Source organism: Halomonas qinghailakensis, from assembly GCF_025820815.1.
In the GTDB taxonomy this organism is placed as follows: Bacteria; Pseudomonadota; Gammaproteobacteria; order Pseudomonadales; family Halomonadaceae; genus Vreelandella; species Vreelandella qaidamensis.
The window spans coordinates 3,702,472-3,720,553 of record NZ_CP096973.1 but is presented as its reverse complement, the minus strand read 5'-3'; the positions used below and the strand labels follow the sequence as shown (position 1 = coordinate 3,720,553).

Below are 18,082 nucleotides of genomic sequence, written 5' to 3'. Positions count from 1 at the left end.
GCTTATCACGTTCTTGGCAATGCGTTTGCTACATGGAGGGGGCCTTATGGGTGCGTTGACCAAAGCAGAGCTAGCAGAACATTTACACACTGAGCTTGCGCTGTCGAAGCGAGAAGCAAAAGCCATGGTTGAGGCTTTTTTTGAAGAGATTCGTGCCTGCTTACGCGAAAATGAGCAAGTTAAGCTGTCGGGTTTCGGAAACTTCGACTTGCGTGATAAGCGCGAAAGACCAGGGCGTAACCCCAAGACAGGTGAGGAAATTCCAATTTCTGCCCGCCGCGTCGTTACTTTCCGTCCCGGCCAAAAACTGAAGCAACAGGTAGAACGCTACAAGTAGCTATTGATTGGTTAAGTAAGTAAAAAGGAGTGCCGAACGGCACTCCTTTTTCATCTGTTGGCTAAACGCCACGCCCTTCGATCAGCCAGGTAATCACCACCTTAATAACGTAGCCCAGCATGCCAGCTCCCAAAACAACAAAAAGCATGATGGTGCCGAATTTTCCAGCGTTCGATTTTTTCGCTAAATCCCAAATAATAAAACACATAAATACGATTAGACCACCAACCATAATGGGTGTGATCCATGCCTCAAAAAGTTGTTGCATAACATTTCCTGTGCAAAATTAATGATCCCACCTGGGGAGGCGTGTGCCGTCTTTACAAGTCGTGTTAATATTTGACCAAATTAATCGGGTATTTGTCGACTGAACGACGTGTAGTGCGACACTTTTACAGAGGAGTACGAGCATGCCAACGCTAACAATCTTAGTCGGTACTATGTACGGTGGTGCGTTAGATGTCGCAGAGCAAGTAAAACCGTTGTTTGAACAGGCGGGCTACAAAGTTGATATTTCAGAACAGCCAACCATCAATGACTTGACTCATTCTGCAGATCTCACGCTTTTTTGCGTATCGACAACGGGGAGTGGCGATTTTCCAGGTAATTTTGTTTCCTTTGTGCGTGGTTTGCAGGAAAAAAGTCCTTCACTCGCATCGTTACGCTACGGCTTGATTGCGTTGGGCGATAGCTCGTATGGAGAAACTTTCTGTGGAGCGGGAAGGGCACTAGATGCTCTATTAGAAGAGCACGGTGCCACGCGTCTAGGAGATCGTCTTGAAGTCGATGCAATGGAAACCTTCATGGCAGATGACGCCGCTGTTCCATGGGTGGAAGAGTGGATAGTGGCTCAGCAGCTAAAGGTTGCCTAATAATGCAGCGGGTCCCTTATTCTCCGGAACGTATAAGTGTTGCCATCGGACTTTGCATCGTAATGTTGGCAGCTATACCACGCTATATGGTAGAAGGGCATGAAACACGCCAAACACTGCTGCTTATCGCACTCGCTATCGTACTAGGGGCCGCTGCTGTTCAGTGGAAAATGCTCTCTGTTAGTGCACGAAAAGAGTTACCTAAGTTATGTCAGCGTTTAGCGTTGATGTTGCTAATGGGTGCCCTCGTGATGGGGGCATGGCATGCTTTATTCACTGACTGGATTAGTTGGCAAGTATTTATTTCGCACGCAGCGACGTGCGGGCTACTATTTCATGCCATTTCCCTATGGTGGGGAAAACGCGAGTAAAGACCATTGCGTTGGGTTAGCTAATTAGGCTACAACGCTATCTTTAACGTTTCGAAAGGGTTTTGGTTGCCTTGCAACCAAAAAAACGGCCTAAAACGGCCGTTTTGCTAGTAATTACTCTTGTATTTGTGGGTTGTGCCCCCATCTTGCGAGTATGGCGCTTGCCACGATGCGCTAGGGTTCTTAAAATTGCCCCCTTGAACTTATTTTACGCAATCAACATAACGCCCAGCCGCTAGAGGACAATTCATGCAAGTTTCCGTCGAGACGACCTCCCAGATCGAACGCCGTATCACTATTCAGGTGCCGGCCGCCGAAATCGACGAGGCCGTCAGCGCTCGCTTGAAAGACACCGCGAAAAACGTTCGCTTGAATGGTTTTCGCCAGGGCCGAGTGCCGATGGCTGTAGTTCGTCAGCGCTATGGCGACAGCGTGCGCAACGAAGTGGTAGGTGAAGTGATGCGTGAGCGCTATGTGCGCGCCATCACAGAGGAAGGCCTTAATCCTGCCGGTTTCCCCCAGATTGAGCCAAAAGTAAATCAAACTGGTAAAGATTTAGAGTTTGTAGCGGTAATGGAAATTTATCCGCAGGTCGAGCTTGCTTCTATCGAAGGGACTGAGGTTGAGCGCCCAGTAGTAACTGTTAGCGATAGTGATGTTGATGAAATGATCGACACACTGCGTAAGCAAAACGCTGCCTGGGAAGAAGTAGACGCTGCTGCCGCTGATGGCGATCAGGTCACTATCGATTTCCAGGGCTTCCTGGGCGATGAGCCGTTCGAAGGTGGAAGTGCAGAAGGCCATGCTCTGGTGATTGGCTCTAACAGCTTCATTCCAGGCTTTGAAGAGCAGTTAATCGGTGCGAAAGCAGGTGATGAGAAAACGATAACTGTTACGTTCCCTGACGATTATCAGGCGGAGCATCTTGCAGGCCAAGAGGCGACTTTTAAAGTTACTGTTCATAAAGTCAGCAGCCAAACGCTGCCGGCCGTAGACGCTGAGTTTATTGCTCGCTTTGGCGTTGAAGATGGTGATGAAGACAAGTTCCGTGCTGAAATCAAAAAGAACATGACGCGCGAAGCTGCTCAAGCGGTTGATAACCGTGTTAAGCAGCAAGTGCTAGATGCACTGAAAAAAGCGAATGATATCCCTGTGCCTAGTGCGCTTGTTCAGCAGGAAACTGATGGCATGAAACGCCAAGCAGCGCAGCAGTTTGGTTTGGGTGAAGACTTTGACGTTAGTCAACTGCCAAATGAATTGTTCGAAGCGCAAGCGAAAGGCCGTGTTCAGGTAGGCTTGTTGTTGGCTGAGGTTATCAAAGCGAATGAGTTGGACGCTGACGATGACGCGATTAAAGCTAAAGTTGAAGAACTGGCAGAGCAGTACCAGGATCCTTCCGAGGTGGTTGAGTACTACATGAGTAATGAGCAACTCAAAACTCAAGTGAAGTCTGCCATTCTGGAAGAGAAAGCAGTTGATAAGCTATTAGAGCAGACGAACGTTAAAGACGTTGAAATGTCCTATCAACAGGCATTGGCAGCAGCTCAGCAACAAGCCGAGCAAGATGAAGATGTTGAAGAAAGCGAGCAAGCTAGCGCCTAACTTCATCGAGTGGCGCACCCTTTCATCGGGTGCGCTTTCCCTTACCGGACGCAAGGAATCACGAATGAGTGAGTTTGATATTCAAAACGCCGGCGGTTTAGTGCCCATGGTGGTTGAGCAGAGCGCCAAAGGGGAAAGAGCCTACGACATCTACTCACGGCTTCTAAAAGAGCGTGTTATTTTCCTGGTAGGACCAGTTGAAGATTACATGGCAAATTTAGTGGTGGCGCAGCTGCTATTTCTTGAGTCAGAAAATCCTGATAAAGATATCCATCTTTACATCAATTCGCCTGGTGGATCGGTTACGGCTGGTATGTCTATTTATGACACCATGCAGTTTATTAAGCCGGATGTATCAACGGTATGTATTGGCCAAGCGGCTAGCATGGGTGCGTTGTTGTTAACAGCGGGTGCTGCGGGTAAACGTTACTGCTTACCTAATTCCCGTGTAATGATTCATCAGCCGTTGGGTGGCTATCAAGGTCAAGCGTCTGATATTGAAATTCACACCCGTGAAATTCTAGGTATTCGTGAAAAGTTGAATCAAATTTTAGCGCACCACACTGGCCAAGATCTTGATACCGTTGCTCGGGATACTGACCGTGACAACTTTATGAGCGCCACGAAAGCCCAAGAATATGGCTTGATTGACGCAGTGCTGGATAAGCGGCCTACATCCTGATAGCGTGATAGGATTCTGCTTTTCTAACGAGCTTTTCCGGCGGCGTAAGCCGCCGCAGTGATAGAGGTACGCGAATGGCCGACGGCAAAGGCAAGGACGAAGGTGGCAAGCTTTTATACTGCTCGTTTTGTGGTAAAAACCAAAACGAAGTGCGCAAGCTAATTGCAGGCCCGTCCGTGTATATCTGCGATGAGTGTGTCGACTTATGTAATGACATCATTCGCGAAGAAGTTCTCGAAGCCGATGCCGAGAGCGATGAAGAGCGTTTACCTACGCCGCGCGAAATACGTCATACGTTAGACGACTACGTCATCGGACAGGATCGCGCCAAAATGGTGCTTTCTGTGGCGGTTTATAACCACTACAAACGTCTCAAGTCAGAAGTGCGCGAAGGCGATGTAGAGTTAGGTAAATCAAATATTCTGCTTATTGGTCCTACAGGTAGTGGTAAAACGCTGCTAGCGGAAACCATGGCACGGCTACTTAATGTACCTTTTACCATTGCCGATGCCACCACGCTGACAGAAGCGGGTTACGTGGGTGAAGATGTTGAAAATATCATCCAAAAGCTTCTGCAAAAGTGTGATTACGACGTTGAGAAGGCTGAGCGTGGCATTGTCTATATCGATGAAATTGATAAGATTTCACGCAAATCCGATAACCCTTCCATCACACGTGATGTGTCGGGTGAGGGCGTTCAACAGGCGCTGCTCAAGTTGATTGAAGGGACAACCGCCTCTGTGCCGCCCCAAGGTGGTCGTAAACATCCCCAGCAAGAGTTTGTTCAGGTCAATACGGCCAACATTCTGTTTATTGTGGGGGGGGCTTTCGCGGGACTTGATAAAGTTATCCGTGATCGGGCTGAGAAAGGTGGCATTGGCTTTAATGCCAGCGTGAAGAGCAAAGAGTCCTCGCGTGGCGTTGGTGAGCTGCTGGCTGATGTAGAACCAGACGACTTGGTGAAGTTTGGGTTAATACCTGAATTTGTTGGCCGTTTGCCAGTGATTGCAACACTCACCGAGCTAACAGAAGATGCACTGGTACAAATCTTAACTGAGCCAAAGAACTCACTGGTTAAGCAATACGCTAAGCTCTTCGAAATGGAAGATGTGACGCTGGAGTTTAGAGATGATGCGCTGCGTGCAGTGGCTATCAAAGCGATGGAGCGTAAGACCGGAGCGCGAGGGCTGCGTTCTATCCTTGAGTCCGTTCTGCTAGATACCATGTATGAAATTCCTTCGCTTGAAGGTGTTAGCAAAGTGGTAATTGATAGTTCAGTGATTGCTGGTGAAAGCGAACCGTTGCTGATTTATTCAAAGCAGGAAGAAACACGTGTTGATGGTACCGATGGCTAGTGGTTAAGCATTTACGATGGCCTAGTCTTGCTCGCTTGCGCCAAACAAAGGGGTCGCCTAGGCGGCCCCTCGTTATTCATCTGTTACTCGTAAAGTTTCTGCCTAGTTGCCCAGCGCCATGCTTTTCATACTGTGAGGTACTTGATTAAGTACCCTTTCAAGTACTCATCCGATTTTGAGGAACGTCTGCGATGCAGCAGAACGCCGATCAGACACAATGTCTACCCCTGTTGCCTTTGCGGGATGTCGTTGTGTATCCGCAAATGGTTATTCCACTTTTTGTTGGTCGCGAGAAATCCATCCAAGCATTGGAAGCAGCGATGGATGCCGACAAACGTGTGCTGCTGGTAGCTCAGCGCGAGGCCTCACAGGACGAGCCTGACAATGCTGATCTTTATGCCATGGGCACCGTGGCTGATATCATGCAGTTGCTAAAATTACCCGATGGCACGGTGAAAGTGCTGATAGAAGGTAATTTTCGCGCCGATGTCATGAAGATTGAAGAAAACGAAGCTGGTTACACCCAGGCACATCTAGTGCCGCGTGAGAGTCAGCCATTGACTAGTCGTGAGCAAGAAGCGTTAGTGCGCGTATTGCTCAATCAATTTGAGCAATACGTCAAACTGTCCAAAAAAGTGCCTAACGAGGTTCTCAATTCGCTTTCTGGAATTGAAGATCCAAGCCGCTTGGTGGACACCATTTGCGCACACCTGTCGTTAAAGATAGGTGATAAGCAAGAGCTGCTTGAAATGGATCGTGTCCGCGACCGTATCGAGCACTTAATGGCACTTATTGAATCAGAAATTGATTTGTTGCAGGTTGAAAAGCGCATCCGCTCACGCGTAAAAGAGCAGATGGAAAAGACCCAGCGCGAGTATTATCTCAATGAGCAGATGAAGGCCATCCAGAAAGAAATGGGTGAGCTGGAAAATGTGCCAAATGAAGCTGAAAAATACGAGCAGGCCATTGCCGCTTCTGGAATGCCTAAAGAGGCAGCTGATAAAGCGACCCAGGAGCTTAATAAGCTCAAGATGATGGCTGCTAATTCTGCCGAAGCAACGGTTGTTCGCTCCTATCTTGACTGGCTAATTGCGGTCCCGTGGAAGAAGCGCACACGTGTAAAGCACGACCTAGTGAAAGCACAGGAAGTGCTCGATCAGGATCACTACGGCTTAGAAGAAGTAAAAGCACGTATTCTTGAATATCTTGCTGTGCAGAAGCGTGTTCGTAAGATGAAAGGGCCTGTATTATGTTTGGTAGGGCCGCCAGGGGTGGGGAAAACCTCTCTTGGACAATCTATCGCTCGGGCAACAAATCGTAAGTATGTTCGTTTGGCGTTAGGCGGTGTTCGTGACGAGTCTGAGATTCGTGGTCACCGCCGCACCTATATTGGCTCACTGCCGGGTAAGTTAATGCAGCGGATGAGCCGTGCTGGTGTTAAAAACCCGCTTTTCTTACTGGATGAAGTCGATAAGCTAGGGATGGATCATCGTGGTGATCCTGCCTCAGCGCTGCTAGAAGTGCTTGATCCAGAGCAAAATAATAGCTTCAGTGATCACTATCTGGAATTGGACTACGACTTGTCTGAAACCCTATTCATCTGTACTGCTAACTCGATGAATATTCCAGGTCCGCTTTTGGATCGCATGGAAATAATTCGTTTGCCGGGTTACACAGAAGATGAAAAGCTAGCAATCGCGAGACGATATTTGTTGCCGAAGCAGCAGGAAGCGAATGGCCTAAAGACGGAAGAGCTGGCACTTAACGACGACGCATTGTTAGAACTAGTGCGTTATTACACCCGTGAAGCTGGGGTGCGAGAGCTAGAGCGTCAGATCGCTAAAGTATGCCGTAAAGTGCTGCGTGAACGTCTAGAAGCCGAGCAGACAACTGGTGGTAAGCAGGGTAGCCAACTACAGGCACAGCAGGTACTAGCAGCTGAAGATATTGAAGCCTATGCTGGCGTACGTCGTTATAGCTACGGGTTGGCTGAACAGGAAGATCAAGTTGGTCGCGTGACGGGGCTAGCATGGACATCGGTTGGCGGCGAATTACTGAATATCGAATCTGTTGTGACACCTGGTAAGGGGCGTATTAACAAAACCGGCTCGCTGGGCGATGTTATGAAAGAGTCAGTGAGTGCGGCGCAAACGGTCGTTAAGGCCCGTGCGAAAGAGTATGGGATTGACCCTCAGAGATTTGAGAACGAAGACTTGCATATTCATGTGCCAGAAGGTGCCACGCCAAAAGATGGCCCTAGTGCAGGCGTTGCCATGGTAACCGCTATTGTTTCTGCCTACACTCAACGCCCTGTACGCTGTGATGTGGCGATGACTGGAGAAGTTAACCTGCGTGGTGAAGTGATGCCTATTGGGGGGCTGAAGGAGAAATTGCTGGCAGCTCGTCGCGGTGGTATAAAGATAGTCTTGATCCCCGAGGAAAATCGTCGAGATCTTAAGGAAGTGCCAGAAAATATCAAAGGGGCCCTTGATATTCGCCCAGTGCAGTGGATAGATGAGGTACTAGCGGTAGCCTTGCATAATGATCCGGTTGATGAGAGTTCTGCGTTAAAAAGTTCTGACGCAGCTTTTGGTTCAACCACTGTAGCAAGTACCCATTAAGCGTTAATGCTCCGTTGAGTTTTTGACATTAATTAATAAGTTTGTCCAAGACATTGAGTTTTGGGCATTTCACGGCTCTGTCGCTTGACAGGTGTTTCAATGCATTGCTATAAATCGCAGCCATGCTTTGAAGTTATATCTTACGGTGGCAGTGCCGTTCAGAGCCATTTTTTTGAAATAGTCAAGGGGTGAAGTGTGAATAAGTCTGAGCTGATTGAAGCTATTGCCGCGTCTGCTGATATTCCCAAAGCAGTGGCAACCCGCGCATTGGATGCCATGGTGGAGTCTGTCACCGATAGCCTCAAAAAGGGCGAAAGTGTTTCACTGGTAGGCTTTGGCACTTTCGCTATTAAAGAGCGTGCTGCACGTACTGGTCGTAACCCGCAGACTGGTCAGCCGATTGAAATTAGCGCTGCGAAAGTACCTAGCTTTAAAGCCGGTAAAGCGCTGAAAGACGCCGTCAACTAATTGGCTCGCGTTTGCTGTAAGCTAATGGGCGCATCGCATCCGCGATGCGCCCATGTTTTTTTCTGGCCCGATAGTTGGGGCGATAGATGGCTGTGATGATCTGAGGCTAGCATGCTGCAAAGTATTCGAGATGGCTCCAGAAGCTGGGGTGCCAAAATAATTATTGGTGTTATGGTTGCTGCCATGGCACTTTTTGGTGTGGAGTCGCTGTTTAGTGTTTTTGGCGACGATCCTAATCAAGTGGCGAGCGTTAATGGCGAGCCAATCATGCGCCAGCAAATTGAGCTTGAAGTGCAACGTGCACTTCGCTCTGGACAGGTACCACCAGAGCAAGAACGGGCGCTTCGCAATGATGTCCTTGACCAGTTGATAACTCAGCAACTGCTAACGCAGTATGCTGAAGACGGTGGTGTGTTCGTCTCCGATGCCCAACTAGATCAAATGATTGTTGGTTTGCCAGAGTTCCATGATCAAGATGGTCGTTTTTCATCTGAGATATTTCGCAACCGTCTCGCCGGCGCAGGGTATACCCCAGTGGCGTTTCGTGAAGAGCTGCGTGCTGACATCAAACGCCAACATTTACAACAAGGCCTTGCGTTTAGCGACTTCAGCCTGGAAAGCGAGCAGGAGCGTTTAGCTGAGTTACAACGTCAGCAGCGTAGCTTTCGGTATGTTTTATTAGATGCTGATGATGTAAGTGTTGACGTAGAGGTTACTGATGCGCAAATGCAGGAATATTTCGATGTCAATCAAGCACGTTTCGAACGACCTGAACAGGTGCGCGTTGAGTATGTGTTAGTTGACCGCCAAGCCATGGCGGAGGGCGTTGACATTGATGAGGAAAAGTTGCGCGATGCGTGGCGTGAACAGAATCGCAATGCTGATCGTCGTGTTTCTCATATCATGGTGACGTTTGGTGATGAACGTAGCCGTGAAGAAGCGCAAGCAGAAGCTAACGAAGCATTAGATGCGTTGAACAACGGTGAATCGTTTGCCGATACCGCATTGCGTTACTCAGATGACACGGCAAGTGCCGAAGAGGGGGGTGACTTAGGCGTTATTAGCCGCGGTTTCTTTGGCGATGCTTTTGATGAAGCTGCTTTTGCTCTTGATGAGGGAGAGACATCTCAGTTGGTAGAGATGGATGGTGCATTTCATATTCTCCAGGTAACTGAGCTTTCAGCGCCACCTTTTGAGGAGCAGCGTGAAGCACTTCAGCAAGATGTTGCACTGCGTGATGTCAGTGATGAATTTAATCAAAAAGTGCAGCGCTTAATTGATGAGAGTTTTGCCGCAGATGACCTACAGAGTGTGGCAGATGATCTTGGTCTAACGCTGAACAAAACCGACTGGTTGGCACGTGGCGAGGGCGAAGGGGTACTTTCTGAACCGGGCGTACTTGATGAAGCCTTTAGTGATGACGTGCTAGAGGAAGGCTACAACAGCGAAGTAATCGAGCTTGATGATGATCGTCGTCTTGTGCTGCGTGTTGCAGAGCATCGTGAAACAACACAGCTGGCACTAGATGATGTGCGTGATGAAGTTGCTAACGCGGTTGCTGCTCAACAGCGTCAAGAAGCGCTTGAGCAAGAAGCAGCTCGTATGATTGCAGCATTAACATCAGGTGAAGCCAATAACATTGAATGGCTTGAGGCTAACAATATCTCACGCCAATCTAACAGTGTGCTTCCCCAAACATTGGTGCAGGAGGTATTTCGAATGCCTCGCCCCGAGGATGGTAGCGTTTATCGCTCAGTGTCACTGCCAGAAAGTGTCGCGATCATAGCGCTTGATAGCGTCTCGGTGGGTGACGTTGACGAGCAGCTTACCTCTTTTGTCGCGCAAATGGCTGAACAGCTTCGTGCCCAGTCTGTTATCCAGGGCTTGGTTGACGATCTGCTTAGTGATGCGGAAATTGAACGTTAATTAAAGCTATATCAGCACGATAAAAAAGCCGGCCATCTTTTTTTGGTCGGCTTTTTTGATGATGTTGCAAATGTTAGCAATTAAGGTGGGTTATCTAAGGTGAATTGGCGTAAAACAGGCATGGGGTAATGGTCTGCGGTGCGCTCAACTACAATATCCCAGCCGTGCTGATCATCCCAGTCACCAAGTACAAATCGTTTTGCCGGCACATCTTCGACCGTTAAATCATGTACCTTAGGCCGGTGAGTGTGGCCATGAATCATAGTGGTGACACCGGCGTGCGACATCAGTGTCACTACTTCTTCAGGCGTTACATCCATGATCGCCTCTGCTTTGCTTGCGTTAGCATCGCCTGACTGCATACGGAGACTCTTAGCAAGTTCTAACCTCTGATCAAGAGGCAACGATAAGATTTGCGCTTGCCACTGAGGGTCTCTCGATTGTTGGCGGAATGCCATGTAGGCTTCATCTCTAGTGCAAAGGCTATCGCCGTGTAGAATAACGGCTGGCACGCCCTGGAGTTCCACCGTTTGGCTTTCGGGTAGCAGGGAGGCTTGGCACTCATGGATGAAGCGCTCGCCAATCAGAAAGTCTCGGTTGCCGTGTAAGAAGTAAACGGCGGTTCCGTTACTGCTCAATTTGCGTAACCGCTTGACCACTTCCCAGGCAACGTCGCCAAGAGGGTGTGGTGTATCAAGAAGATCATCTCCGATCCAGGCGTCAAATAAGTCGCCTAATAGATACAGAGCATCAGACCCTGTAGCGGTGTGCTCTAAGTAGCGATAAAACCCCTGATTAATCTCAGGGGTATCACTGCTTAGATGCATGTCAGCTATCAGCAGAGTGCGCATAGGATTCCTAAAATTAGTCGGTTTCTTTTACGTAAGCGCGCTCAATAATGACATCGTCAGCAGGTACGTCGGCGTGCATGCCGCGTCGGGTAGTGCTGACACCACGAATGGCGTCTACGACGTCCATACCCTCGACAACTTCTCCAAACACTGCGTAGCCCCAACCTTGAAGGCTTTTACCGCTATGGTTCAAGAAGCTATTGTTGCCAACATTGATAAAAAATTGCGCGGTAGCAGAGTGAGGGTCTTGGGTGCGCGCCATCGCAAGTGTGCCAACGGTGTTTTGTAATCCATTGTCGGCTTCGTTTTCGATTGGGTCCCGTGTTGGCTTTTGGTTGAACTCTTGATCGAAACCGCCGCCTTGCACCATGAAACCATCGATAACACGATGAAACAGAGTGCCATCATAAAAACCATCACGGACATATTGCTCAAAGTTAGCGGCAGTTATCGGCGCTTTTTCGTGATTAAGCGCAATAGTGATGTCACCGTGGTTGGTCTGTAATACGATCATAAATAAATTCCTGTTCAATAAAGGCGTTCGCCTTGGCGCTGTGCATCGGCGTCACGTTATAATAGCGGTTTTGCTTGGCACCGCGAAGCGCAAACCCTAATAGCGTAGGCATTGGTTGCCTAGTACGCCATCCACCATGAGGTTATCAACACCACCATGACCAACGAGACCACCCCAGCGCCGAACTTCATTCGCAACCAAGTACGCGACGAGATAGAGGGCGGCCAGGTCACCAAAATTGTGACGCGCTTTCCCCCTGAACCCAACGGTTTTTTGCATATTGGACATGCAAAATCGATCTGTTTGAACTTCGGGTTGGCGGAACAGCTAGGGGGTGACTGTCATCTACGCTTCGATGATACCAACCCAGCGAAGGAAGAGCAGGCATATATCGACGCGATTAAGGAAGACGTTAGCTGGTTAGGCTTTCAATGGGCAGGACCTGTGCGTTTTGCGTCAGATTACTTTGACCAGCTTTATGCCTGGGCACAGCACCTGATCCGCGAAGATAAAGCCTATGTTGATGATCTTTCACCGGATGAAATTCGTGAATACCGCGGCACGCTTACGGCACCAGGTAAGCCAAGCCCCTACCGCGAGCGTAGCGTAGATGAAAATGTAGACTTGCTTGAGCGCATGCGTAACGGTGAGTTTGGTGAAGGTGAAAAAGTGCTTCGGGCTAAAATTGATATGGCGTCGCCCAATATCAATCTTCGCGACCCGATCCTTTATCGTATTCGTCACGCAAGCCACCATCAAACAGGCGATAAGTGGAAAATATACCCGTCGTATGATTTTACCCACGGCCAGTCGGATGCCATTGAAGGCATAACGCACTCCATTTGTACGCTGGAGTTTGAAGACCACCGTCCGCTTTACGAGTGGTTTTTGAATAACTTGCCAGTCCCCGCTAAGCCGCGCCAAATCGAGTTTGCTCGACTTAATTTGGATTACACCCTCACGTCGAAGCGTAAGTTAAAGCTGCTGGTTGATGAACAGATCGTCGATGGCTGGGACGACCCGCGTATGCCAACCATTTCAGGTATGCGTCGTCGCGGTTATACCCCAGCATCTATTCGCAAGTTCTGTGAGATGATTGGGGTTACTCGCGCCGATGGTGGCTTGGTGGATATTGCCATGCTAACCCATGCGATTCGCTCAGATCTTGAGGACAATGCGCCGCGGGCAATGTGCGTATTGAACCCCCTTAAGGTGGTTCTGACTAACGTCCCTGAAGATCATGAAGAAGTATATGACGTGCCTGGTCACCCCGCACGTGACGATATGGCTGTGCGTAAAGTGCCATTTAGTCGCGAGCTGTACATTGACCAAGACGACTTTATGGAAGACGCACCCAAAAAGTTCTTTCGTTTAGCGCCCGGCAAAGAAGTTCGCCTGCGTAACAGCTATGTGATTCGCTGTGATGACGTTGTTAAGAACGAAGCCGGGGATGTAACAGAGCTGCACTGTTCAGTTGATTTCGATACTCTGGGCAAAAATCCGGAAGGCCGTAAAGTGAAAGGCGTGATTCACTGGGTGAGTGCAGCCCATGGTGTACCGATGGAAGTGCGCCTGTATGACAATTTATTCACGGTTGAACAGCCGGACCGTGATAAAGATGTCGACTTCCTCGAACACTTAAATCCAGACTCTTTGACGGTGTGCCACGCTATTGGTGAGCCAAGCTTAGCGAATGCTGCTCCAGAAGACCGTTTTCAGTTTGAGCGGGTGGGCTATTTCTGTGCTGACCGTCATGCGTCTAAGCCAGGGCAGCTAGTGTTTAATCGTACCGTTGGGTTGAAAGATAGCTGGGCGAAAATCAAACAGAAGGGCTAAGGAATCGTCATATGCACATTTATAATACGCTGACACGTCGCAAAGAACCGTTTACTCCGCTAGTGGCGGGTAAAGTCAGCATGTATGTCTGCGGCATGACGGTGTATGACTACTGTCACCTTGGCCACGCGCGGGTGATGGTGGCTTTTGATGTGATAACTCGCTACCTGCGTCATCGTGGCTATGATGTTACTTATGTGCGTAACATCACTGATATCGACGATAAAATCCTCAAGCGGGCCGAGGAAAATGGCGAATCCATTAGTGAGCTTACCGAGCGTATGATCCAGGCGATGCATGAAGACGAAGCACGTCTTAATGTATTGCCGCCAAGCCATGAGCCAAGGGCGACGGGGCATATCGACGATATCATTGCCATGATTGAGACGCTGATTGAAAAAGGCTTTGCCTATGCCGCGAGTAATGGTGATGTGTATTACCGCGTTCGCAAGTTCGCTGATTACGGCAAATTGAATAATCGCCAACTGGATGATATGCGCTCGGGTGCCCGGGTTGAGGTTGATGTTCATAAAGAAGACCCGCTCGATTTTGTGCTTTGGAAAGCCGCGAAACCGGGCGAAGCTCACTGGCACTCACCCTGGGGCGATGGCCGACCAGGGTGGCACATTGAGTGCTCGGCTATGTCGACGTGTTGCCTAGGCGATACTTTCGATATTCATGGAGGTGGGCCTGACCTTACATTTCCACATCACGAAAACGAAATTGCCCAATCAGAGGCCGCGACTGGTAAAACCTACGTTAACACCTGGATGCATGCTGGGGCTGTGCGGGTTAACCAGGAAAAAATGTCAAAGTCGCTGGGTAACTTTTTTACCATCCGTGATGTACTTGCTGAGCATGATCCGGAAGTGGTGCGCTACTTGCTGGTCGCTAGCCACTACCGCAGCCCCATTAACTATTCAGTCGATTCTCTCCATGAGGCTCGTAAATCACTGACACGTTTTTATACCGCTCTTGAAGGTGTCGAGGCGTTTAATGGGCTAAGCAGCGACAGTGGTGGATATGCCGAACGTTTCGCAACGGCAATGGACGATGACTTCAATACGCCTGAGGCGTTAGCGGTATTATTCGACTTGGCTCGGGAGCTTAATCGTGCCAAGAGTGAATCGCCCGAGAAAGCACAGGGTTTAGCGGTTGAGTTAAAGCGTTTGGCAAGTGTATTGGGGCTTTTGCAGCAGGTTCCGCAAACCTTTTTAAAGGGAGCGCAGCAGCAGGTGGCGCTGAGCGACGCTGACATTGAAGCTAAGATAGCGCAGCGCAAGGAAGCGAAAGTAAACAAAGACTTTGCTCAAGCAGATGCTATTCGTGACGAGTTAGCGGGCATGGGCATTATTTTGAAAGATTCCCGTGAGGGAACAACGTGGGTAATTGAAGCGCCTTAAGCGTTATCAATGTTAAGCGTGTTATTCAAGACGAGTATCATCAAATAAAGCACCGTAGACGTTAGGCGCCGTTAATAGGGCGTCTGACGTCAGCGTTATTGGCTCTTATACTAAGATGATACTTTCAAGACGCTAAATAATAGGATGACCACTATGCGCTTTATTTTAAAACCGACCATTGTCACTTGCTTATTCGCCTTTGCTGTCTCAACCGCTTATGCAAGAGACCCTGTTGTCGTGTCTTCTAAAATCGACACTGAAGGTGCCGTGCTGGGTGAGCTGATTATTCAAACGCTGGAACGAGGTGGCGTGGATACGGAAGACCGCCTACAGCTAGGTGGCACCAGTGTTGTGCGAAGTGCGCTTGAGGCTGGAGAGGTTGACCTTTATCCTGAGTATACTGGTAACGGTGCTTTCTTTTTTGATATGACCGATAGCCCAGTTTGGAATAACGCTGATGATGCTTATCAGACTGTGCGGGAGCGTGACGCAGAGCGAGGGTTAGTATGGCTAAAGCCTGCCAGTGCTAATAACACGTGGGCGATGAGTGTTCGTAAAGACGTGGCTAACGCCAACGACTTAACGACTCTTGATGACCTTGCCAACTACGTTAATAAAGGCGGTGAATTTAAATTCGCAGCGAGTGCAGAATTTGTAGAGTCTGCTCAGGCATTACCTGCATTCCAGGATGCCTACGGTTTCGAGCTTAGCGATGACCAATTACTCGTGCTCTCCGGAGGTAACACGGCGGCGACTATGCGCGCTGCTGCCCAACAAACGAGCGGTGTTAATGGTGCCATGACCTATGGAACCGATGGTGGCTTGAGTGCTCTGGGGCTAGTTGTTTTAGAAGATAGTCAGGGTGTTCAGCCGGTATATCAGCCGTCGCCAGTGGTGCGTGCCGAGGTGCTGGATGCCTACCCTGAGATTGAGACGCTACTCAATGACGTATTTGCAACGCTTGACCTTGAGACGTTGCAAACGTTGAACGCTGATGTAGCGGTGAATGGTTTCTCTCCTGATCAAGTCGCAAGCGACTATCTTGATAGCCTGGATGACTAATGAATGTCACAGATAGACGCCTTGCCATTGCCAACCCGTCAATATGGGCATTTAAATTCAGTACTGATATGTTTAAGTGCCGCTATGTTAGGTGCTTCTTGGCTATTAAGTCTTGTTAGTATCGCGCCCAATAGAATTGTAGCGGGTACCTCTTATGGCCTAGTGCCCGCGGTTGGGTGGCCCGGCGCGCTGCTTGTCTCCTTGCTATTTATCGCTATGGGCGGCTTGGCTATTAGGCCAAGTCGTCTTCACTACTACGCCCAGTTATGCATTGTCATCCTTACCCTGCTATTGATGCCGTTTGGGCTTATGGTGGCAGGTCACTGGCTGATTGATCCGGCTATGCCGCAAGCGCGTTTAAGTATTGGTGGTGCCTATTGGGTCGTGCTTTTTTTGCTTTTGTTGTGCTTGGTGGAGCTACGCCTACGCTTGGGGTTGTCGCGTCTTTGGACCACCTTATTGCTGGGCAGCGTAGCGGGCGCATGGCTGGTTTGTGCGGTGTTATGGCTTGATAGATTAGCCCTAGTGCAGGAATTTCAGGCGCGAGACCAGCAGTTTTATGATGCCATGCTGCAACATGTGTTGCTGGTCGGTACGGCGGTTAGCGTTAGTGTGGTGATAGGCTTAGTTCTCGCTATGCTTATGCGACGCTACCAAGGGCTGCAACGAACAGCTTTTGGCCTGCTAAATTTCCTGCAAACGATTCCGAGCTTAGCCTTGTTTGGTTTATTGCTAGCCCCCCTTGCCTGGTTAGCCGCCAACGTGCCTTTTTTAGCACAATTAGGCGTCAGTGGTATTGGCACTACCCCCGCGCTAATTGCGCTAATTGCCTATAGCTTATTGCCTATGGTGCGTAATACCTATATTGCGCTTGATGAGGTAGATCCTGACGTTCTAGAGGCAGCAAAGGCGATGGGGATGCGTGCCCGTCAGCGCTTCTGGCAGGTGAGGTTTCCGCTGGCGCTGCCAATACTGCTAGAAGGCGTGCGGATTACGGCCGTGCAAGCGATTGGATTAACTGCCGTTGCCGCGTTGATAGGGGCAGGTGGACTAGGTACGTTTATCTTTCAAGGGTTGGGTCAAGCGGCCATGGATATGGTGCTGTTAGGTGCACTACCTATTTTAGTGATGGCTCTTATTGTAGATGCTAGTTTAGGGGCATTAGCCGACGCGCTGCGCCCTGGAGAACATGAATGATAGAACTTTCCCATGTGTCAAAGCACTTTGGAGAAGACACAGCGGTTGACGATATATCCTTACACGTCGCGAAAGGAAAGTTCTGTGCGCTGGTAGGAACATCTGGCTGCGGAAAATCAACAACCCTACGTATGCTCAATCGCTTGATTGAGCATACTAGCGGCGACATTATCATCGACGGCCAATCAATAGAGCATTATGACCCGGTTAAGCTTCGTCGTCGTATTGGTTATGTGATCCAGAGTACCGGCCTATTTCCCCATTGGAACGTAGCTCGTAATATTGGGCTGGTGCCGCGTTTACTTAAATGGTCGGCCGCTGATGTCAATGCCCGTGTCGAAGAGCTCATGCGTTTGTTAGGCCTCCCCACGCACGAATTTGCCCATAAGTACCCTCACCAGCTCTCTGGTGGACAGGCGCAACGGGTTGGCGTTGCCCGTGCATTGGCGGCAGATCCCGATATTTTGTTGATGGATGAGCCTTTTGGGGCGCTAGACCCCATTACCAGAGAAAAGCTTCAAGATGAGCTGGCAAAGCTGCAGGCGCGGCTACATAAAACGGTGCTGTTCGTAACTCACGATATGGATGAAGCGCTAAAGCTTGCTGATCATCTCGTCGTGATGCGTGAAGGCCGTATTGTTCAGCAGGGGACGCCGCTGGAACTGCTTCAAACCCCTGTCGACCCGTTTGTGGAGTCCTTACTAGGAGGGTTGGAGCGTGGTTTAAAGCAGGCAGCATTAACCCGTGTGAAAGATCATATGTCATCGCTTGGACAGTCTTTGCCCGCTCAGTCACGCATTCCCGCCGATTTTTCATTGCGCCAAGCGCTTTCTATGATGCTGCGTGATCATTGCGATAGGTTAACAGTGGTTGATCAACAAGATATGCCAATTGGTGAGCTATCTCTGCGTAAGATTGTGAAAGAGGCTCAGCTTGTTGGTAAGCCATCGTGATGCGTAGCGGCTTTCGTGGTAACCCGCCAATA

General features: G+C 49.4%; 17 protein-coding genes. 14 read left to right on the top strand and 3 right to left on the bottom strand.

Going from position 1 to position 18,082, the window contains the following annotated elements:
* The first annotated feature begins 46 nt into the window (after positions 1 to 46).
* Positions 47 to 337, top strand: coding sequence for an integration host factor subunit alpha (locus M0220_RS16975; protein WP_264018300.1), 291 nt, complete (start codon positions 47 to 49; stop codon positions 335 to 337).
* A 61-nt stretch (positions 338 to 398) separates the two neighbouring features.
* Here the strand turns inward: M0220_RS16975 and M0220_RS16970 are convergent, their stop codons facing one another.
* Positions 399 to 605, bottom strand: coding sequence for a DUF2788 domain-containing protein (locus M0220_RS16970; RefSeq protein ID WP_030073162.1), 207 nt, complete (start codon positions 603 to 605; stop codon positions 399 to 401).
* A gap of 142 nt (positions 606 to 747) precedes the next feature.
* Between M0220_RS16970 and M0220_RS16965 the strand changes: the two genes are divergently transcribed.
* The 8 genes from M0220_RS16965 to M0220_RS16930 all read left to right on the top strand — a co-directional run bounded on the left by M0220_RS16965 (position 748) and on the right by M0220_RS16930 (position 10,234).
* Positions 748 to 1,209: a flavodoxin domain-containing protein gene (locus M0220_RS16965; RefSeq protein WP_030073160.1), complete on the top strand. Its 462-nt coding sequence runs from the start codon at positions 748 to 750 to the stop codon at positions 1,207 to 1,209.
* A gap of 2 nt (positions 1,210 to 1,211) precedes the next feature.
* Entirely contained in the window at positions 1,212 to 1,580 is a 369-nt protein-coding gene (locus M0220_RS16960; RefSeq protein ID WP_264018297.1) for a hypothetical protein, read from the top strand.
* Between the two features lie 249 nt (positions 1,581 to 1,829).
* Positions 1,830 to 3,182 carry a trigger factor gene (gene tig, locus M0220_RS16955; protein ID WP_030073156.1) on the top strand — a complete coding sequence of 451 codons (1,353 nt, stop codon included), beginning with the start codon at positions 1,830 to 1,832 and terminating at the stop codon, positions 3,180 to 3,182.
* 64 nt (positions 3,183 to 3,246) lie between these two features.
* Positions 3,247 to 3,864, top strand: a complete 618-nt coding sequence (clpP, locus tag M0220_RS16950; protein ID WP_030073154.1) for an ATP-dependent Clp endopeptidase proteolytic subunit ClpP — start codon at positions 3,247 to 3,249, stop codon at positions 3,862 to 3,864.
* Between the two features lie 74 nt (positions 3,865 to 3,938).
* Complete coding sequence (clpX, locus tag M0220_RS16945) at positions 3,939 to 5,219, top strand: ATP-dependent Clp protease ATP-binding subunit ClpX (RefSeq protein ID WP_030073153.1); 1,281 nt, start codon at positions 3,939 to 3,941, stop codon at positions 5,217 to 5,219.
* 191 nt (positions 5,220 to 5,410) lie between these two features.
* Entirely contained in the window at positions 5,411 to 7,840 is a 2,430-nt protein-coding gene (lon, locus tag M0220_RS16940) for an endopeptidase La (protein WP_030073152.1), read from the top strand.
* Positions 7,841 to 8,035: 195 nt separating this feature from the next.
* Positions 8,036 to 8,308, top strand: coding sequence for an HU family DNA-binding protein (locus M0220_RS16935; protein ID WP_030073150.1), 273 nt, complete (start codon positions 8,036 to 8,038; stop codon positions 8,306 to 8,308).
* 111 nt (positions 8,309 to 8,419) lie between these two features.
* Positions 8,420 to 10,234 (top strand): SurA N-terminal domain-containing protein, encoded by a 1,815-nt coding sequence (locus M0220_RS16930; protein WP_264018296.1) that lies wholly within the window; start codon positions 8,420 to 8,422, stop codon positions 10,232 to 10,234.
* A gap of 80 nt (positions 10,235 to 10,314) precedes the next feature.
* Here M0220_RS16930 and M0220_RS16925 read toward each other — a convergent pair whose 3' ends face one another.
* Together M0220_RS16925 and M0220_RS16920 are read right to left on the bottom strand one after the other, a co-directional pair.
* Positions 10,315 to 11,085, bottom strand: a complete 771-nt coding sequence (locus M0220_RS16925) for a UDP-2,3-diacylglucosamine diphosphatase (RefSeq protein WP_264018294.1) — start codon at positions 11,083 to 11,085, stop codon at positions 10,315 to 10,317.
* A 13-nt stretch (positions 11,086 to 11,098) separates the two neighbouring features.
* A complete protein-coding gene (locus M0220_RS16920; RefSeq protein WP_030073142.1) occupies positions 11,099 to 11,599 on the bottom strand; it encodes a peptidylprolyl isomerase in 501 nt (166 codons plus the stop codon).
* Between the two features lie 156 nt (positions 11,600 to 11,755).
* Here M0220_RS16920 and M0220_RS16915 point away from each other — a divergent pair, with 156 nt between their 5' ends.
* From M0220_RS16915 to M0220_RS16895, 5 genes are all read left to right on the top strand, one after another.
* Complete coding sequence (locus tag M0220_RS16915; RefSeq protein ID WP_264018293.1) at positions 11,756 to 13,435, top strand: glutamine--tRNA ligase/YqeY domain fusion protein; 1,680 nt, start codon at positions 11,756 to 11,758, stop codon at positions 13,433 to 13,435.
* 11 nt (positions 13,436 to 13,446) lie between these two features.
* A complete protein-coding gene (gene cysS / locus M0220_RS16910) occupies positions 13,447 to 14,838 on the top strand; it encodes a cysteine--tRNA ligase (protein ID WP_264018292.1) in 1,392 nt (463 codons plus the stop codon).
* Positions 14,839 to 14,991: 153 nt separating this feature from the next.
* Complete coding sequence (gene osmF / locus M0220_RS16905) at positions 14,992 to 15,900, top strand: glycine betaine ABC transporter substrate-binding protein OsmF (RefSeq protein WP_264018291.1); 909 nt, start codon at positions 14,992 to 14,994, stop codon at positions 15,898 to 15,900.
* A 3-nt stretch (positions 15,901 to 15,903) separates the two neighbouring features.
* Positions 15,904 to 17,097: an ABC transporter permease gene (locus M0220_RS16900; protein ID WP_264018290.1), complete on the top strand. Its 1,194-nt coding sequence runs from the start codon at positions 15,904 to 15,906 to the stop codon at positions 17,095 to 17,097.
* Entirely contained in the window at positions 17,094 to 18,050 is a 957-nt protein-coding gene (locus M0220_RS16895; RefSeq protein WP_030073132.1) for an ABC transporter ATP-binding protein, read from the top strand. The genes M0220_RS16900 and M0220_RS16895 overlap by 4 nt, the downstream gene beginning before the upstream one ends.
* Positions 18,051 to 18,082: the final 32 nt, after the last annotated feature.